Genomic DNA, 17019 nt, shown 5'->3' with positions numbered 1-17019 from the left:
TGCTCCTCACGCCGCCGCTCACATCCGGAAGACGCCGAAGTTCGACGTCCCCTCGATCGGCCCGCTGGCGATCGCGGACAGGCACATTCCCAGCACGGTCCGCGTGTCGCGGGGATCGATCACACCGTCGTCGTAGAGCCGGCCGGACAGGAACATCGGCAGCGACTCTGCTTCGATCTGAGCTTCGACCGCCGCCCGCAGCGCGGCATCGGCGGCCTCGTCGACCTGCTGGCCGCGCGCCTCGGTGGCGGCCCGGTTGACGATCGAGAGCACACCGGCCAGCTGGGTGCCGCCCATCACCGCGGATTTGGCGCTCGGCCAGGCGAACAGGAACCTCGGATCGTAGGCGCGTCCGCACATGCCGTAATGCCCGGCGCCGTAGGAGGCGCCGATCAGCAGCGAGAGGTGCGGCACGCTCGAATTCGAGACGGCGTTGATCATCATCGAGCCGTGCTTGATCATCCCGCCTTCCTCGTAGGCTTTGCCGACCATATAGCCGGTGGTGTTGTGCAGGAACAACAACGGCGTGTTCGACCGATTGGCGAGCTGGATGAACTGAGTGGCTTTCTGCGACTCGGCGCTGAACAGCACGCCGCGTGCGTTGGCCAGGATGCCCAACGGATAGCCGTGCAGAGTGGCCCACCCGGTCACCAGCGAGCCACCGTAGAGCGGCTTGAACTCGTCGAACTCCGAGCCGTCGACGATACGGGCGATCACCTCGCGCGGGTCGAACGGGATCCGCAGATCCGGCGGCACCAGGCCGATCAACTCGTTCTCGTCGTAGCGCGGCGCGGTGAACGGTGCCGGGGCCGGTCCTTGCTTACGCCAGTTCAGCCGGGCGACGATGCGCCGGCCGATGCGCAGCGCGTCGAGCTCGTCGACGGCGAAATAGTCCGCCAGACCCGAAGTGCGGGCGTGCATCTCAGCCCCGCCGAGGGATTCGTCGTCGGATTCCTCGCCGGTGGCCATCTTCACCAGCGGCGGACCGGCGAGGAAGACCTTCGAGCGTTCCTTGATCATCACCACGTGGTCGGACATGCCGGGGATGTAAGCTCCGCCGGCGGTCGAGTTGCCGAACACCAGTGCGATGGTCGGGATCCCGGCGGCCGAGAGCCGGGTCAGATCCCGGAACATCTGCCCACCCGGGATGAAGATCTCCTTCTGGGTGGGTAGATCGGCGCCCCCGGACTCCACCAGCGAGATCAGCGGGAGCCGGTTCTGCAGCGCGATCTGGTTGGCCCGAAGGATTTTTCGCAGAGTCCACGGATTGCTGGTGCCGCCCTTGACCGTCGGATCATTGGCGACCAGCAGACACTCGACCCCGCTGACCGCCCCGATACCCACCACGACGCTGGCCCCGACCGTGAAGTCGGTGCCCCACGCCGCCAGTGGGCTCAATTCCAGGAACGGCGCGTCGGGATCCAGCAGCGCCTCGATGCGCTCACGGGCGGTCATCTTGCCGCGGGCGTGGTGGCGGGCCACATACTTGTCTCCCCCGCCGGAGAGCGCCTTGGCGTGTTCGGCTTCGAGCTCGAGGATCTTGGCCGCCATCTCCTCGGCGGCCTCGGTGTAGGCCGGTGCCGAGACGTCGATTGCCGACTTCAGCGTCATGACTGGAAGCCCAGGGTTTTGGCGGCCAACGCGGTCAGGATCTCGGTGGTGCCGCCACCGATGCCGAGGATGCGCATGTCGCGGTACTGGCGCTCGATCTCGGACTCCGCCATGTATCCCATACCGCCGAACAGCTGCACCGCCTGGTGGGCCACCCATTCACCGGCCTCGACCGCGGTGTTCTTGGCGAAGCACACCTCGGTGATCAGATTGGTCTCGCCGTCGAGCTGACGCTCGACGACGTGGTGGGTGTAGACGCGGGCAACGTCGATCCGGCGGGCCATCTCGGCGAGCGTGTTCTGCACCGTCTGTCGGGCGATCAATGGCTTTCCGAACGTCTCCCGGTCCCGGCACCACTGCACGGTCAGGTCGAGACAGCGTTGCGCACTCGAATACGCCTGCGCGGCAAGGCCGACCCGCTCGGCGACGAAGGCCGCCGCGATCTGCAGGAAGCCGGTGTTCTCCGCGCCGATCACGTTCATGGCAGGCACTCGGACGTCGGTGTAGGACAGTTCGGCGGTGTCCGAGGACCGCCAGCCCATCTTGTCCAGCTTCCGGCTGACCTCAAATCCCGGGGTGCCCTTGTCGACGACGATCAGCGAGACACCCGCGGCACCCGCACCGCCGGTGCGGGCTGCGGTGACGACATAGTCGGCACGCACACCGGAGGTGATGTAGGTCTTGGCGCCGTTGAGCAGATAATCGGAGCCGTCCCGTACGGCGCGGGTGGTGAGGTGCCCGACATCGGAACCGCCACCGGGCTCGGTGATCGCCAGCGCGCCGATCTTCTCGCCACGCAGGGTGGGCCGCACGTAGGTCTCGATCAACCGTTCGTCGCCCGAGGAGATCATGTGCGGAACCGCGATGCCGCAGGTGAACAGCGACGCGAACACGCCTCCGGGGGCGCCGCAACGGTGCATCTCCTCGCAGATGACCACCGCATCGGCGCCGTCTCCGCCCTCGCCCCCGACCGCCTCGGGCAAGCCTGCACCCAGCAGACCCGCCGCAGCGGCTTTGCGGTGCAGTTCGCGGGGCAGCTCGCCGCGGCGCTCCCACTCGTCGACATGGGGCACCACCTCGCGTTCGACGAATGCCCGCACCGTCTTTCGCAAGTCTTCGCGCTCCGGTGTGGTCCAGATGCTCATCCCTGCCGCTCCTCAACTGTGTCGGTGCCTGATGCGACGTCTCCGTCGGTGCCCGATGCGACGTCTCCGTCGGTGAGCAGTTCGACCGGAACGTCGACATGCCTGCTGCGCAGCCACTCGCCGAGTCCCTTGGCCTGCGGATCGAACCGGGCCTGATAGGCCACACCCTCGCCGAGCAGACCCTCGATGACGAAGTTGAGGGCGCGCAGGTTGGGTAGCACGTGGCGGGTGATCGGTAGGTGGGCCGCCTCCGGCAGAAGCTCGCGCAGCCTCTCCACCGTCAACGAGTGCGCAAGCCACGACCACTGGCTGTCCGCCAGTGCCGTCGTTGGGCTGACCCACACCCCGACGTTGGCACTGCCGCCCTTGTCACCGCTGCGCGCCCCGACGACGGTGCCCAGCGGAACCCGGACCACCGGGCCGAACTCAGGGCACGCGGGCAGCGCAGGCTGGGGGAGTTCGGTCAACGCCATGGTTTCGGTGGCCGCGGGAACGTCGCTTCGGCGGCCGTCGGCGTGCACCGCGGTGTGCGCCACCTTGTCGGCGGGCACATGGGCGGCGGTGAACACCCCGTAGACCTGACCGTCTCCCGGCGGCGCGGTGCTGGTGAAACCGGGGTAGCTGGCCAGCGCCAGTTCCACCGCGGCGGCCGAGAACCGGCGTCCGACCTGCTCGGGGTCGCGATCGCGCACCACGCACGTCAGCAGGGCGCTCGCGGTCTGCTCGGTGTCGGCGTCGGGATGATCGGTGCGCGCCAGCGTCCATTCCAGTTCGGCGGGTGTGACGGTCAGGCTCGACTCGAGTTGGTGGCGCACCAGATCGGCCTTGGCGTCGATGTCGAGTCCGGTGAGGACGAACGTGACCTGATTGCGGAAACCGCCGAGACTGTTGAGCGAGACCTTCAGTGTCGGGGGCGGTGGTTCGCCCTTGGCGCCGCTGATCCGGACCCGGTCGCGCCCGTCACTCGTCAGCTGTACGTGATCGACCCTGAGGGTGGCATCGGGGTTGGCGTAGCGGGCGCCGCCGATCTCGTAGAGCAGCTGCGCGGTGACGGTGTCGACCGTGACGGCACCGCCGGTTCCGGGGTGCTTGGTGATCACCGACGAGCCGTCGGCGTGGATTTCGGCGATCGGGAAACCGGGGCGCGTCAACGCGGTCAGATCGGGGAAGTCGCGAACGAAGAACGCGTAGTTGCCGCCGGTGGCCTGGGTTCCGCATTCGATCACGTGTCCGGCCGCCACGGCCCCGGCGATGCGATCGTAATCCGTTGAGCGCCAATTGAAATGGCTTGCCGCGGGGCCGACGATGACGGAGGCGTCGGTGACCCGGCCGGTGACGACGATGTCGGCGCCGGAGTCGAGGCAGTCCACGATGCCCCAGGCGCCCAGGTAGGCGTTGGCGGTCAACGGACTGCCCAGCTCGAGCTGTTCTGCACGGTCGAGCAGGTCGTCACCCTCGACGTGGGCCACGGCCACGTCGAGGCCGAGCTTGTCGGCAAGGGCGCGTACTGCGGTCGCCAGGCCCGCCGGGTTCAGGCCGCCGGCGTTGGCGACGATGCGGACACCGTGGTCCTTCGCCAGGCCCATGCAGTCTTCGATCTGGCGCAGAAAGGTGCGCGCGTAGCCGCGGTCGGGGTGCTTGATCCGGTCGCGTCCCAAGATCAGCATGGTCAGCTCGGCGAGATAGTCCCCGGTGAGAAAGTCGAGGTCACCACCGGTGAGCATTTCGCGCATGGCGGACTGGCGGTCGCCGTAGAAACCCGAACAGTTGCCGATGCGAACGGGCGTGCCACGGCGCGCAATCGTCACGCACACACTCCTGACTGTCGTCGAGCAAGCGACCAACCAACCAACCGGTAGGTTACTGGGTACCGGCGGTATCACGTCAAGGGTCCTGTCGAAGGTCGACCCAGAATCAGTCTGCGGTGCGCGCACCCGCGGCTCACGCATTTCGGACAGAGTCGCGCCCGGGGTCTCAACCCCGGGTCGTAACCGGGGCCGCGGCCCGGGACCGGCACCGGGCCACCGGGCGCAGGTGCCGTATTTGGAGCACATCCAGCTCACCGGCTATCCTGAACCACAATTGCCGGCGTCCGGCCGGTCTGGGCCGGTGGGATTGCCGCCCTGAACCACCCCGATAGATGGAAGGCTCGATCATGGCTGTGCCGAAGCGCAGGATGTCGCGCGCGAACACCCGTAGCCGGCGCGCGCAGTGGAAGGCCACCCGCACCGAACTCGTGGGCGTGACCGTCGCGGGTCAGCAGCACAAGGTTCCGCGCCGCCTGCTCAAGGCCGCGCGGCTGGGCCTGATCGACCTCGACCGCCGCTGACGCTCAGGGAAGGCGCCCAATTGCCGGCGTACCTCTCAGCTCACTCTCAGACACTGGGTTGAGACTGTGGCAGTGCGCATTCTTGTCGTTGATGACGATCGCGCCGTGCGCGAATCCCTGCGCCGGTCGCTGTCCTTCAACGGATATTCAGTCGAACTGGCCCAGGACGGTCGTGAAGCCCTTGACCTGATCGCCAGCGATCGGCCCGACGCGCTGGTGCTGGACGTGATGATGCCGCGACTCGACGGTCTCGAGGTCTGCCGCCAACTCCGCAGCACCGGCGACGACCTGCCGATCCTGGTGTTGACCGCCCGCGATTCGGTGTCGGAACGGGTCGCCGGGCTCGATGCCGGCGCCGATGACTATCTGCCCAAGCCCTTCGCGCTCGAAGAACTGCTCGCTCGGATGCGTGCATTGCTGCGCCGCACCAACCCCGACGACGGCGACGCCGAATCGGCGGCGATGACGTTCTCGGACCTCTCGCTTGATCCCGTCACCCGGGAGGTGACCCGCGGGGACCGCCCGATCAGCCTGACCCGGACCGAGTTCTCCCTGCTGGAGATGCTGATTGCCAACCCGCGGCGGGTGTTGACCCGGAGCCGGATCCTGGAAGAGGTCTGGGGCTTCGACTTTCCGACGTCGGGCAACGCCCTGGAGGTGTACGTCGGCTATCTGCGCAGGAAAACCGAGGCCGAAGGGGAGCCCCGGCTGATCCACACCGTGCGCGGCGTGGGTTACGTGCTGCGCGAGACCCCGCCTTGATGGCGGCCGGCCGGCCGGGACCCTGGCCCGGGCAACCGCTCGTTCCTCCCCACCCGGCCAGCTCGGTCTCCCTGCGTTGGCGCGTGATGTTGCTGGCCATGTCGATGGTGGTCATCTCGGTCGTGTTGATGGCAGTGGCCGTGTACGCGGTGGTCTCGCGCGCGCTCTACGACGACATCGACGACCAATTGCGCAGCCGGGCCCAGATGCTCATCGAAAGCCGGTCGCTGGAGATCGACCCCGGCAAGGCGATCGAGGGCACCGCGTACTCGGACATGAACGCGATGTTCTACATCCCGGGCCGCAGCAAGTACACCGCCAACCAGCAGGGACAGACGCTGCCCGTCGGCCCGCCGGAACAGGACGTGATGGACGGGAAGCTGTTCCTGTCCCTGCGGACCGTCGAACATCAACGGGTCCTTGCGGTGCGTCTGGACAGCGGCAATTCGTTGTTGCTGTCCAAGAGCCTGGTGCCGACCGGGCAGGTGCTCAAACGGCTCGGCACTGTGCTGTTGATCGTCGGTGGGCTCGGGGTGGCGGTGGCGGCGATCGCCGGTGGCATGGTCGCCAGTGCGGGACTACGGCCGGTGGCCCGGCTGACCCAGGCCGCCGAGCGGGTCGCACGCACCGACGACCTGCGCCCGATCCCGGTGTCCGGCAACGACGAGCTCGCCCGGCTGACCGAGGCGTTCAACATGATGCTGCGCGCGCTGGCCGAATCGCGGGAACGGCAGGCGCGCCTGGTCGCCGATGCGGGCCACGAACTGCGCACCCCCCTGACCTCCATGCGGACCAACGTCGAGCTGCTGATGGAGTCGATGAAGCCGGGAGCACCACGCATTCCCGAAGAGGACATGGTGGAACTGCGCGCCGACGTCATCGCCCAGATCGAGGAGATGTCCACCCTGGTCGGCGATCTCGTCGACCTGACCCGCGACGATGCCGGCATTGCGGTGCACGAGACGGTCGAGATGGGCGAGGTGATCGACCGGTCTCTGGAACGCGTCCGCCGGCGCCGCAACGATATCGAATTCGAGGTGGCAGTGACGCCGTGGCAGGTCTACGGCGATGCGGCCGGGCTGGGCCGAGCGGTACTCAACCTGCTCGACAACGCCGCGAAATGGAGCCCGCCGGACGGAAAGGTCGGCATGCGGCTCGCCCAGATCGATGCGCAGCACGCCGAGCTGGTGGTGTCAGACCTCGGGCCGGGGATCCCGCCACAGGAGCGGGCGCTGGTCTTCGAGCGCTTCTTCAGGTCGACTTCGGCCAGGGCGATGCCCGGATCGGGGCTCGGCCTCGCGATCGTCAAGCAGGTGGTGCTCAAGCACGGCGGCACGTTGCGCGTCGGCGAAACGGTCCCCGGTGGGCAACCACCCGGCACCGCCATGCACGTCGTGCTGCCGGGACGGCCGTCACCGGTGAGCGTCGAACAGGAGCAGGCCGAGCCGGCCGTGCACTGACGACGCTCGACTCGGTGGCAAAGCGACACGCGGGCGCGCACCGCGGCCGATCGGAGCACTGTTGGCGATGATTGAGATCGACGTCACCGGGATCCGGCCAAATGTTGTCGGAATGGAAATCCTTCTCTAAGCCGATTCTCAGTACGTCTGGGCACGCTGAGCTAGCAACGTTCGTTGTTCTCACCGACGACACCGACTCCAGGAAGAGCACTGCGACGATATGACCAACCACCCGAGGTACTCGCCGACTCCGCAACAGGGTCGCCAGTCCGGCTATCCCGGGCAGGTACCCCCCGCCGGGCAGCGCACCGGGGCCTATGAGCAGCAGGGCACCAACGGTTGGGACTGGCGGTACGCCACCGAGCAGCAACGGCAAGCCGTCCGTGCGCAGTACGACCCGTACGCCGGCGCGCCGATGGGCACCGGGCAGTACCCCCGTCCCGGGACGCCCGGCCCGGCACCGTCGCAGCCGAAGAAGCGCTCCCGCGCGACGGCGCTGACCGCGGGTGCGGTCGCGCTCGCGCTGATGTCCGCCGGGGTGGGCGGCGGAGTCGCCATGCTGGTGCACCCCGACCACAGTGCCCCCGGGATCAACGCATCCGGTGCGGCGCCCAGCATGCCCGCCGCGAGTGTGCCGGCGGGGTCGGTGGAGGCGGTGGCTGCCAAGGTCGTGCCCAGCGTGGTGAAGCTGGAGGTCAACCAGGGCCGCTCCTCGGAGGAGGGTTCCGGGGTGATCCTGTCCACCGACGGGCTGATCCTGACCAACAACCACGTCGTCGCGGCGGCCGCGGCCGCCGCTGACGGGGCCGGCGCGGCGCCGCGGACCAAGGTCACCTTCGCCGACGGGACGAATGCGCCGTTCACGGTCGTCGGCACCGATCCCGGTAGCGACATCGCGGTCGTCCGGGCCCAGAACGTCTCGGACCTCACTCCGATCGCCATCGGCTCGTCGGCCGACCTGCGGGTAGGGCAGGACGTCGTGGCCATCGGTTCACCGCTGGGCCTGGAAGGCACCGTGACCACCGGCATCATCAGCGCGCTGAATCGTCCGGTCGCCGCTGGTGGTGATGCCCGGAACCAGAACACCGTGCTGGACGCCATCCAGACCGACGCGGCGATCAACCCCGGCAACTCGGGCGGGGCGCTGGTCAACATGAACGGCGAACTCGTCGGCGTGAACTCGGCGATCGCGACGCTGGGGGCCAATGCGGGAGGTCCGCAGGGTGGCTCCATCGGCCTGGGCTTCGCGATCCCGGTCGACCAGGCCAAGCGGATCGCCGACGAGATCATCCGGACCGGATCGGCGTCCCGTGCCTCACTGGGTGTTCAGGTAGGCAATGAGGCCGGCGTCGACGGCGCCAAGATCGTCGAGGTCACCGCGGGCGGCGCGGCGTCGGCCGCGGGGTTGCCCAGCGGTGTGCTGGTCACCAAGATCGACGACCGGGTGATCTCCAGCGCCGATGCCCTGGTGGCCGCGGTGCGCTCCAAAGCGCCGGGAGAAAAGGTCACGTTGACCTACCTGGACCCGGCGGGCAAGGCGCAGACGCTCGATGTCACCCTCGGCAAGGCCGGCCAGTGAGGCTCTCGACGGGACCGGCGCGCCCGGACCTTCGAGTGGCTGCACCCATGTCTGTGCCGAGATATACGGTTGAGCTCATGGAACAACCCCCTGCGTTGGTCGGTCGTGCGTTGGTCGTCGTCGTCGACGACCGCACCGCTCACGGAGACGAAGAGGATCACAGCGGACCGCTGGTCACCGAACTTCTCGGCGAGGCCGGATTCGTCGTCGACGGCGTCGTCGTGGTGTCCTCCGACGAGGTGGAGATCCGCAACGCGTTGAACACCGCAGTCATCGGTGGTGTTGACCTCGTCGTCTCGGTGGGCGGAACCGGGGTGACCCCGCGCGACGTCACTCCGGAGTCCACCCGAGATCTTCTCGACCGTGAACTTTTGGGGATCGCCGAAGCGCTGCGAGCTTCCGGTCTGTCGGCCGGGATCATCGACGCGGGCGTATCCCGCGGCCTGGCGGGCATCTCCGGCAGCACCCTGGTGGTGAACCTGGCCGGGTCCCGCGCAGCGGTCCGCGACGGGATGGCCACCCTCGGCCCGCTGGCCGGGCAGATCATCGCCCAGCTATCCAGTTTGGAGATCTAAGCGGGGTGTCCTCGCTGAGGTTTGTGCCATTCCGGGGCGTCGAGGCGCTGTCCGGGCGGTTGCTGCGGACGGCTGCCGGGCGTCCTCAGGAGAGCGCGCGACCTGCAGTGTTACGCGCAGGTGAACACTTGGTGCCGCAAAACTGTGATGTTAGTCACAACAAGATCAAGCGATGACCGAGTCTTCCAAGCGGCCGCGAGACCTAGTTAACAGGGTCTTCGGTGCCGACTTCTCCGAGGTATCCCCCGATGAGCGGGAACCCATCTCTCCGGACGACGCCGCCGCCCATGAGCGCTGGTTGCGCGACAACATTCCACCCCACCACGACTGACCTGTGATTTCGCAAGAGCACCAGCAGGTGTCTTGCGTAACGCCCGCCGCATCTGTGACGAATACCACGATGCGGGGTCACGATCCGCGACGTTCTCAAGGCCTCATCCCGTCGTCGCACGGGAGCGGGGCCGGTGCCGTCGGGGATCTCTCAGCAAACGGCGCGCTACGCGGCGTCCCGGACGACACCACCGGGGCTACGCGTTGCCGGTGTGATGCCTCCCCGTTATGTTCCTCGTGTCAACGATGAGCGAATCGTAAGAACGGACTGTGAGATTTTTAATTCGCCTCACATGAAAGTCTTGCGAGGTGTGTGGTGTAGCGATAGGCCAGGCACGGACACAGCAGAGCCCCGCCCCGGGGCTCTGTGCGGCAGAGCTAGGGAGAAGATGAAGGCAATCAGTCGGGTGCTGATCGCGATGGTCGCGTCCATCGCGGCGTTGTTCGTGAGCACTGGCACCTCTCACGCGGGGCTGGACAATGAGTTGAGCCTGGTCGATGGCCAGGGTCGGACGTTGACGATCCAGCAGTGGGATACGTTCCTCAACGGTGTTTTTCCGTTGGATCGCAACCGGTTGACCCGTGAGTGGTTCCATTCGGGTAAGGCGACCTACATCGTGGCCGGTGAGGGTGCCGATGATTTCGAGGGCACGCTGGAGCTGGGTTATCAGGTCGGCTTCCCGTGGTCGCTGGGTGTGGGCATCAACTTCAGCTACACCACCCCCAACATCGCGTTCGACGGCTGGGGCCTGGACGACAACCTGGCTGACAGCATCGTGACCCCGCCGCTGTTCCCGGGTGTGTCGATCTCGGCTGACCTGGGCAACGGTCCGGGTATCCAGGAAGTCGCCACCTTCTCGGTGGACGTGGCCGGCCCCGGTGGCTCGGTGGCGGTGTCCAATGCTCATGGCACGGTGACCGGTGCTGCCGGTGGCGTGCTGCTGCGTCCGTTCGCTCGGCTGATCTCGTCGACCGGTGACAGCGTCACCACCTACGGCGAGCCCTGGAACATGAACTGACCCAACGCACGACGTGATCGCCCCCGGCGCATGCCGGGGCCGGTCATCAACCAGCACTACCCATCTCGGTTTTCCAGGCGCACATCCACCACCCAACGAATCCGAAGGAAAAACATGAAGGTAATCAGTCGCGTGCTGATCGCGATGGTCGCGTCCATCGCGGCGTTGTTCGCCAGCACCGGTACGTCGCACGCGGGGCTGGACAATGAGTTGAGCCTGGTCGATGGCCAGGGTCGGACGTTGACGATCCAGCAGTGGGATACGTTCCTCAACGGTGTTTTTCCGTTGGATCGCAACCGGTTGACCCGTGAGTGGTTCCATTCGGGTAAGGCGACCTACATCGTGGCCGGTGAGGGTGCCGATGATTTCGAGGGCACGCTGGAGCTGGGTTATCAGGTCGGCTTCCCGTGGTCGCTGGGTGTGGGCATCAACTTCAGCTACACCACCCCCAACATCGCGTTCGACGGCTGGGGCCTGGACGACAACCTGGCTGACAGCATCGTGACCCCGCCGCTGTTCCCGGGTGTGTCGATCTCGGCTGACCTGGGCAACGGTCCGGGTATCCAGGAAGTCGCCACCTTCTCGGTGGACGTGGCCGGCCCCGGTGGCTCGGTGGCGGTGTCCAATGCTCATGGCACGGTGACCGGTGCTGCCGGTGGCGTGCTGCTGCGTCCGTTCGCTCGGCTGATCTCGTCGACCGGTGACAGCGTCACCACCTACGGCGAGCCCTGGAACATGAACTGACCCAACGCTCTACAGGAATGGCCCCCGGCAGTGCCGGGGGCCATTCCGCGTTCCGGGGACCGAGCCTCACTCCTCGGTGTGCGACGGGGTGCCCTTGCCGCCGTGCCTGCCTGCCGTACCGTCGGCCGCATTGTCGCGCAGCAGATCACGGATCTCGGTCAGCAGCGTCAACTCGGTCTCGGCTGCTTCCACCTTGTGGTCGCGTTCCTTGAGCTTCTTGAACGGCAGCACGATGACGAAGTAGATGACGGCCGCGACGATCAGGAAGTTGATCGCGGCCGACAACACCGCATTGAGGTCGACGAACTGATCACCGCCCAACGGAATGCGAAGGATGCCGTACTCGGTGTCGGGGCCGGCGCCGATCCGGTCGATCAGCGGCTGGATGACGTTGGACGTGAACGCGGTCACCAGTCCGGTGAAAGCGGCGCCGATGACGACCGCGACCGCGAGGTCGATGACGTTGCCTCGCGAGATGAACTCTTTGAACCCCTTCAACATGAAGGTCACACCCCTTTCTTCCTGCGCTGTGAGAGCCAGGTCATCGCGAACTTAACCCCTGTGCCGCCCCCGCGGGCGACCTCGCGGGAATGCCGGAGTCCCCGCTTTCCGGCGCCGACCCGGGTCGTCGACCAAACGCGAAGGCGCGAAAGGGATTTGGGTGTGTGCCCGGCCGCGGGCGGCGCGACACCGGCATCGCTGCGCGAAGCCCGCGGCGATGTCACAAAACCCTCCCGGACCTGCGCCGATGGCATCGATGACGAATCTCTGGCTCGGCACGCGCGAAGCGGTGACGACTGCTAATCTATGGAAGCCTGAATATGCAACGGGACACCTGTGTCCACTTATCAAAGGGGAATGCTGATGGCTAAGCACGCCAAAGCGGCCACCCGTAGTTCGATGAAGCTGGGTGTGTTAGGCCTGGGCTCGCTCGCCATGGCCACAGCTTTCGCCGGACTCGGCACCGGGACCGCCAGCGCCGACGTCGAGGAGATCGGCCCGGGTCCGACGGTCACCAGCCGGCAGGCCACCGAGTTCTCGGTGATCCGCATCAACGACTTCGGCGTGGCTCGCGGCATCTCGGAGGCCCGGGTGGCAGACGCCGGAATCGTCCATGCCTTCGGCGACGTCCGTGACAGCGTCAAAGCCGTCGTCGGAACCACCGCCTCGGCATTCGAGGGCGAGTACCCGGTCGGTCCCGGTATCGGCGACTGGTGATCTGAACTTCAAAAGCCGCCCCCGGGTTTCCCGGGGGCGGCTTTTGCGTGTGTCGGTGACCCGGCGCTAGTGCAACGTCACGGTCACCGCGTGCGCCAGCGCGGCGCCGGCAACGGTTCTCGCGGCAGTCGCGGGCAGCGCCACCAGGATCACCCGACCGTCACCGCGGCCGCCGATACCGTTGTGCGCCGGGGAGATCAGAACGACCACCGCGTCGGTGGCGATCAGGCGCGCGTCGCCGGTCTCATCGCCGGGGTCGCTGACGATGTCGACGATGTCGCCGGGGCGGATCAGATCGGTCAGCGCCGCGTCGGCCAGCGTGATCGGCACCATGCGCGCGTCGGGGCCGGCAGCGGACTCGGCGAGTCGCGGGCTCAGAAGCCGGACGTCGGTGAGGACTTCGCCGCGGCGGGCCGGACCGGCGAGGGTGGCGCCGACGACCTCATCGACGTCGGCATACGCACCGTCGGGGACGACCGGCTGCGGGCGCGTCTGAACCCGGACATCGGCGGCGGTGATCTCGCTGCCCGGGGCCAGATCGTGAACCGTCACGACCACGTCGGACTGATCGGCGCGCGGATCGCCCCGCCATGCTGCCACCGCCGCAAGAATCACCAATGCGCCGGCGACGACGCGCCGCGCGGTCGCCGTGTGCGCCCAGTCCGGACGCAGCACCCGGCTCAATCGGTCGAGCGCCGACCGGTCCAGCGGTTGCCCCATTGCCTCACGCTAGGCAGTGTGACAGTGCGAGTCAGCGGCGATTCCGGGGCCTGTGGACAACCCGGGACCACAAACCCGGACCTGTGGATCGGCCGGCCCGGAGATCGGTGGTCTAGCTCGACGCCGCTGCGGCGGGTGTCGCGGAACTGCTGCTCGACGAGGACGCGGACTTTTCCGAGGAGCCGGACTTCTCCGACTTCGACGAGGAGGACGAACCAGACGACGACGAACCAGACGACGACGACCCGGCCGACGAAGACGAGGACTCCGAACCGTTCGACGAGCTCGCCGACGCCGAGGTCTTCCCGGACTCACGGCTGTCGGTGCGGTAGAAGCCACTGCCCTTGAAGACCACGCCGACCTTGCCGAATACCTTGCGCAGCCGACCGTCGCACTGCGGGCAATCGGTCAGCGAATCGTCGCTGAACGCCTGCACCACGTCGAACTTGTTGCTGCATTCGGTGCACGCATAGGAATAGGTGGGCACACAAACCTCCGAGGTGGTCAAACTTCTTAGCACTCTACCGGCTCAAGTGCTAGAACCGCCAGCGGGCGTGGGTCATTCCCCGGCGGACCGGTCCAGCGCGATCAGCCCGTCCCGTGGTGTCAGCGCATGTGTCATCCGCACGTCGTGCGGCTCGGCCGGCAGGTGATCCACCACTTCCGCGTCGCGCACCACCGCGATCAGGGGGGTACCCGGGTGTGCCAGCGGCAGCGTCCGATCGTAGAACCCGGCGCCACGGCCCAGTCGGGTACCGCTGCGGTCCACGGCGAGTGCCGGCACCAGCACCATCGTTGCCCGAAGAATGGCCGCCGGTTCCGACCACGGGGGCGGTGGTTCGAGCAGCCCGAACGGCGCCGCCACCAGGGCGCCCGGAGTGTGACGGCCCCAGCGCAGCGGTTGCGGGACGCCGTCGGCGTCGTGGCGGGCCACCGGAAGCAGGACGGTGACCCCGCGGTTCGCCAGATCATCGACCATGGCGACCGATCCCGGCTCGGAGCCCACCGGTAGATACGCGCAGACGGTGCTGCCGCCGGTGATCAGCGCCGTCAGCCGATCGGCCAGCAATGCCGCTTCTCGGTCGCGTGTTTGCTGATTCAATGACCGCCGGGCGGTGAGGATTTGGGCTCGTACCTGTGTTTTCGTCAACGGCTCCGACTAGTCCTCGAAACGACGGGTAAGAAACGAACAACCGACTCAGAGAGGTTAGTGTGTGAACGATGAATCGGCCTGAAGTTTCCATTCCGCGGACCGCGGTCGTCCCCGCAGCGGGGTTGGGAACACGTTTTCTTCCCGCCACCAAGACGGTGCCCAAGGAGCTGCTGCCCGTCGTCGACACCCCGGGTATCGAACTGGTCGCCGCGGAAGCCGCCGAAGCCGGCGCCGAGCGGCTGATCATCATCACCTCCGAGGGCAAAGACGGTGTGGTCGCGCACTTCGTGGAGGACCTGGTGCTCGAAGGCACGCTGGAGGCGCGCGGCAAGAAGTCCATGCTGGAGAAAGTCCGGCGCGCCCCCGCCCTGATTAAGGTGGAGTCCGTCGTGCAGGCCGAACCGCTCGGTCTGGGACACGCGGTCGGCTGCGTCGAGGCCAGCCTGTCACCGGACGAGGACGCCGTCGCGGTGCTGCTGCCCGACGATCTGGTGTTGCCGACCGGTGTGCTGGAGACGATGTCGAAGGTCCGCGCCAAGCGCGGCGGCACCGTGCTGTGTGCGATCGAGGTGGACCGCGAGGACATCAGCGCCTACGGCGTCTTCGACGTCGAGGAGGTCCCCGACGCCACCAACCCGAATGTGCTCAAGGTCAAGGGCATGGTCGAGAAGCCCAAGGCCGAGGACGCGCCGTCGCTGTACGCCGCGGCCGGTCGTTACGTCCTGGACCGTGCGATCTTCGACGCGCTGCGCCGGATCCCGCGCGGAGCCGGTGGCGAACTGCAGCTCACCGATGCGATCGCGCTGCTCATCGAGGAGGGTCACCCGGTACACGTCGTCGTGCATCGCGGATCTCGACACGACCTGGGAAATCCCGGGGGCTACCTGAAGGCTGCGGTTGACTTTGCGTTGGAGCGGGACGACTACGGGCCTGAACTGCGCCGGTGGTTGGTCGAGCGGCTGGGCCTCGCTCCCGCGTCGTCTGACCAGTAGCGGCTACAGCCTGAGCGCAGCCGCGGTGGTTGGTCGGACGGCGCCAGCCCGTGCGAAGAAGAAAGGCGTGCCGTGCGTTCGGTTGAGGAGCAGCAAGCCCGGGTAGCCGCCGCCGCGGTGGCGCCGCGGCCGGTGCGGGTGGCGATCGCCGAGGCCCAGGGCTTGATGTGTGCCGAAGAGGTGGTCACCGAACGTCCGCTGCCCGGGTTCGACCAGGCCGCCATCGACGGGTACGCGGTGCGCAGCGTGGACGTTCTCGGTATCGGCACCTCTACCGACGATGAGGCCGACGACGTGGCCCGCGACGGTGGAGCCGAACGCGACGAAAGCCGGCCGCGGGAGATCAGCCTGCCGGTGATGGGCCTGATCGAGGCCGGCACCCGCACCCCGAGCCGGTTGCAGCCCCGGCAGGCCGCGCGGGTCCAGACCGGTGCGCCGATGCCGACCCTCGCCGACGCGGTGTTACCGCTGCGCTGGACCGACGGCGGGAACTCGCGGGTCCGGGTACTGCGGGGAGTGCGGTCGGGAGCCTATGTGCGTCGCACCGGTGACGACGTTCAGCCGGGCGACGTCGCGGTGCGCGCAGGCACCATCATCGGTGCCGCGCAGGTCGGGCTGCTGGCCGCGGTCGGTCGGGAGCGGGTGTTGGTTCATCCTCGCCCCCGGCTGTCGGTGCTGTCGGTCGGTGGCGAACTCGTCGACATCTCCCGCACGCCGGGCAACGGCCAGGTTTACGACGTCAACTCGTACGCGCTGGCCGCGGCCGGCCGCGACGCCGGTGCCGAGGTCAACCGTGTCGGCATCGTGTCCACCGATCCCAAACAGCTGCGCGAAGTCGTCGAAGGTCAGCTCGGCCGTGCCGAGGCCGTCGTGATCGCCGGGGCTGTCGGCGGGGCCGCGGCCGAGGGGGTGCGCTCGGTGCTGGCCGAACTCGGGGATATGGAGGTCACCCGGATCGCGATGCACCCCGGATCGGTCCAGGGCTTCGGACAACTCGGTGCCGACCGGGTCCCGGTCTTCCTGCTGCCGGCCAATCCGGTCAGCGCGCTCGTGGTGTTCGAGGTGATGGTGCGTCCGCTCATCCGCCTCTCACTCGGCAAGCGGCAGGCGATGCGGCGCATCGTGCCGGCCCGCACCCTGGCACCGATCGAATCCGTCGCCGGCCGCAAAGGCTTCCTGCGCGGTCAGTTGATGCGCGACCAGGACACCGGCGAGTATCTGGTGCAGGCACTCGGCGGCGGTCCGGGAGCGTCCTCGCATCTGCTTGCCACGCTGGCCGAGGCAAACTGTCTGGTGATCGTCCCCAGCGATGCCGAACAGGTCCGCACCGGGGAGATCGTCGATGTCGCCTTCCTGGCGCAACGCGGTTGACGACGAGATGG

Annotated in this window: 18 protein-coding genes; 11 read left to right on the top strand and 7 right to left on the bottom strand. The window is 67.6% G+C overall.

Going from position 1 to position 17019, the window contains the following annotated elements; translation table 11 throughout:
• Positions 1 to 18: 18 nt before the first annotated feature.
• From ACNUDN_RS21785 to ACNUDN_RS21775, 3 genes are read right to left on the bottom strand one after another with little or no spacing between them, the layout of a single operon-like run.
• Positions 19 to 1611, bottom strand: coding sequence for an acyl-CoA carboxylase subunit beta (locus ACNUDN_RS21785; RefSeq protein ID WP_419123830.1), 1593 nt, complete (start codon positions 1609 to 1611; stop codon positions 19 to 21).
• Positions 1608 to 2756: an acyl-CoA dehydrogenase family protein gene (locus ACNUDN_RS21780; RefSeq protein ID WP_419123829.1), complete on the bottom strand. Its 1149-nt coding sequence runs from the start codon at positions 2754 to 2756 to the stop codon at positions 1608 to 1610. Before ACNUDN_RS21780 ends, ACNUDN_RS21785 begins: the two co-directional genes overlap by 4 nt.
• Entirely contained in the window at positions 2753 to 4558 is a 1806-nt protein-coding gene (locus ACNUDN_RS21775) for an acyclic terpene utilization AtuA family protein (RefSeq protein ID WP_419125258.1), read from the bottom strand. The genes ACNUDN_RS21780 and ACNUDN_RS21775 overlap by 4 nt, the downstream gene beginning before the upstream one ends.
• A 353-nt stretch (positions 4559 to 4911) precedes the next feature.
• Between ACNUDN_RS21775 and rpmF the strand changes: the two genes are divergently transcribed.
• The 8 genes from rpmF to mspA (ACNUDN_RS21735) all read left to right on the top strand — a co-directional run bounded on the left by rpmF (position 4912) and on the right by mspA (ACNUDN_RS21735) (position 11554).
• A complete protein-coding gene (gene rpmF / locus ACNUDN_RS21770) occupies positions 4912 to 5085 on the top strand; it encodes a 50S ribosomal protein L32 (protein ID WP_048420022.1) in 174 nt (57 codons plus the stop codon).
• A 72-nt stretch (positions 5086 to 5157) separates the two neighbouring features.
• A complete protein-coding gene (locus ACNUDN_RS21765; RefSeq protein ID WP_419123828.1) occupies positions 5158 to 5847 on the top strand; it encodes a response regulator transcription factor in 690 nt (229 codons plus the stop codon).
• Positions 5847 to 7307 (top strand): HAMP domain-containing sensor histidine kinase, encoded by a 1461-nt coding sequence (locus ACNUDN_RS21760; RefSeq protein WP_419123827.1) that lies wholly within the window; start codon positions 5847 to 5849, stop codon positions 7305 to 7307. The genes ACNUDN_RS21765 and ACNUDN_RS21760 overlap by 1 nt, the downstream gene beginning before the upstream one ends.
• Positions 7308 to 7527: 220 nt before the next feature.
• Positions 7528 to 8886: a S1C family serine protease gene (locus tag ACNUDN_RS21755; RefSeq protein WP_419123826.1), complete on the top strand. Its 1359-nt coding sequence runs from the start codon at positions 7528 to 7530 to the stop codon at positions 8884 to 8886.
• Positions 8887 to 8933: 47 nt separating this feature from the next.
• Positions 8934 to 9461 carry a MogA/MoaB family molybdenum cofactor biosynthesis protein gene (locus tag ACNUDN_RS21750; RefSeq protein ID WP_419123825.1) on the top strand — a complete coding sequence of 176 codons (528 nt, stop codon included), beginning with the start codon at positions 8934 to 8936 and terminating at the stop codon, positions 9459 to 9461.
• Positions 9462 to 9633: 172 nt separating this feature from the next.
• Complete coding sequence (locus ACNUDN_RS21745; protein WP_419123824.1) at positions 9634 to 9792, top strand: hypothetical protein; 159 nt, start codon at positions 9634 to 9636, stop codon at positions 9790 to 9792.
• Between the two features lie 388 nt (positions 9793 to 10180).
• On the top strand, positions 10181 to 10810 hold the full coding sequence (gene mspA / locus ACNUDN_RS21740; RefSeq protein ID WP_419123823.1) for a porin MspA: 630 nt from the start codon (positions 10181 to 10183) through the stop codon (positions 10808 to 10810).
• Positions 10811 to 10924: 114 nt separating this feature from the next.
• Entirely contained in the window at positions 10925 to 11554 is a 630-nt protein-coding gene (gene mspA / locus ACNUDN_RS21735) for a porin MspA (protein WP_431960595.1), read from the top strand.
• Positions 11555 to 11620: 66 nt separating this feature from the next.
• Here mspA (ACNUDN_RS21735) and mscL read toward each other — a convergent pair whose 3' ends face one another.
• A complete protein-coding gene (mscL, locus tag ACNUDN_RS21730; RefSeq protein WP_419125257.1) occupies positions 11621 to 12055 on the bottom strand; it encodes a large-conductance mechanosensitive channel protein MscL in 435 nt (144 codons plus the stop codon).
• 363 nt (positions 12056 to 12418) lie between these two features.
• Between mscL and ACNUDN_RS21725 the strand changes: the two genes are divergently transcribed.
• On the top strand, positions 12419 to 12772 hold the full coding sequence (locus tag ACNUDN_RS21725) for a hypothetical protein (protein WP_419123821.1): 354 nt from the start codon (positions 12419 to 12421) through the stop codon (positions 12770 to 12772).
• Positions 12773 to 12838: 66 nt separating this feature from the next.
• Here the strand turns inward: ACNUDN_RS21725 and ACNUDN_RS21720 are convergent, their stop codons facing one another.
• The 3 genes from ACNUDN_RS21720 to ACNUDN_RS21710 all read right to left on the bottom strand — a co-directional run bounded on the left by ACNUDN_RS21720 (position 12839) and on the right by ACNUDN_RS21710 (position 14642).
• Positions 12839 to 13492, bottom strand: a complete 654-nt coding sequence (locus tag ACNUDN_RS21720; protein WP_419123820.1) for an SAF domain-containing protein — start codon at positions 13490 to 13492, stop codon at positions 12839 to 12841.
• A gap of 112 nt (positions 13493 to 13604) precedes the next feature.
• Complete coding sequence (locus ACNUDN_RS21715) at positions 13605 to 13979, bottom strand: FmdB family zinc ribbon protein (protein WP_419123819.1); 375 nt, start codon at positions 13977 to 13979, stop codon at positions 13605 to 13607.
• A gap of 72 nt (positions 13980 to 14051) precedes the next feature.
• Complete coding sequence (locus ACNUDN_RS21710; RefSeq protein ID WP_419123818.1) at positions 14052 to 14642, bottom strand: 5-formyltetrahydrofolate cyclo-ligase; 591 nt, start codon at positions 14640 to 14642, stop codon at positions 14052 to 14054.
• Positions 14643 to 14713: 71 nt separating this feature from the next.
• Here ACNUDN_RS21710 and ACNUDN_RS21705 point away from each other — a divergent pair, with 71 nt between their 5' ends.
• Entirely contained in the window at positions 14714 to 15637 is a 924-nt protein-coding gene (locus ACNUDN_RS21705; protein WP_419123817.1) for a UTP--glucose-1-phosphate uridylyltransferase, read from the top strand.
• A gap of 72 nt (positions 15638 to 15709) precedes the next feature.
• Positions 15710 to 17008, top strand: coding sequence for a molybdotransferase-like divisome protein Glp (gene glp / locus ACNUDN_RS21700; protein WP_419123816.1), 1299 nt, complete (start codon positions 15710 to 15712; stop codon positions 17006 to 17008).
• The last annotated feature ends 11 nt before the right edge of the window (positions 17009 to 17019 follow it).

This window comes from Mycobacterium sp. smrl_JER01, from assembly GCF_048513595.2.
Taxonomy (GTDB): Bacteria; Actinomycetota; Actinomycetes; order Mycobacteriales; family Mycobacteriaceae; genus Mycobacterium.
The sequence above is the reverse complement of the archived record's forward strand: the minus strand, read 5'-3'. Positions and strand labels throughout refer to the sequence as shown.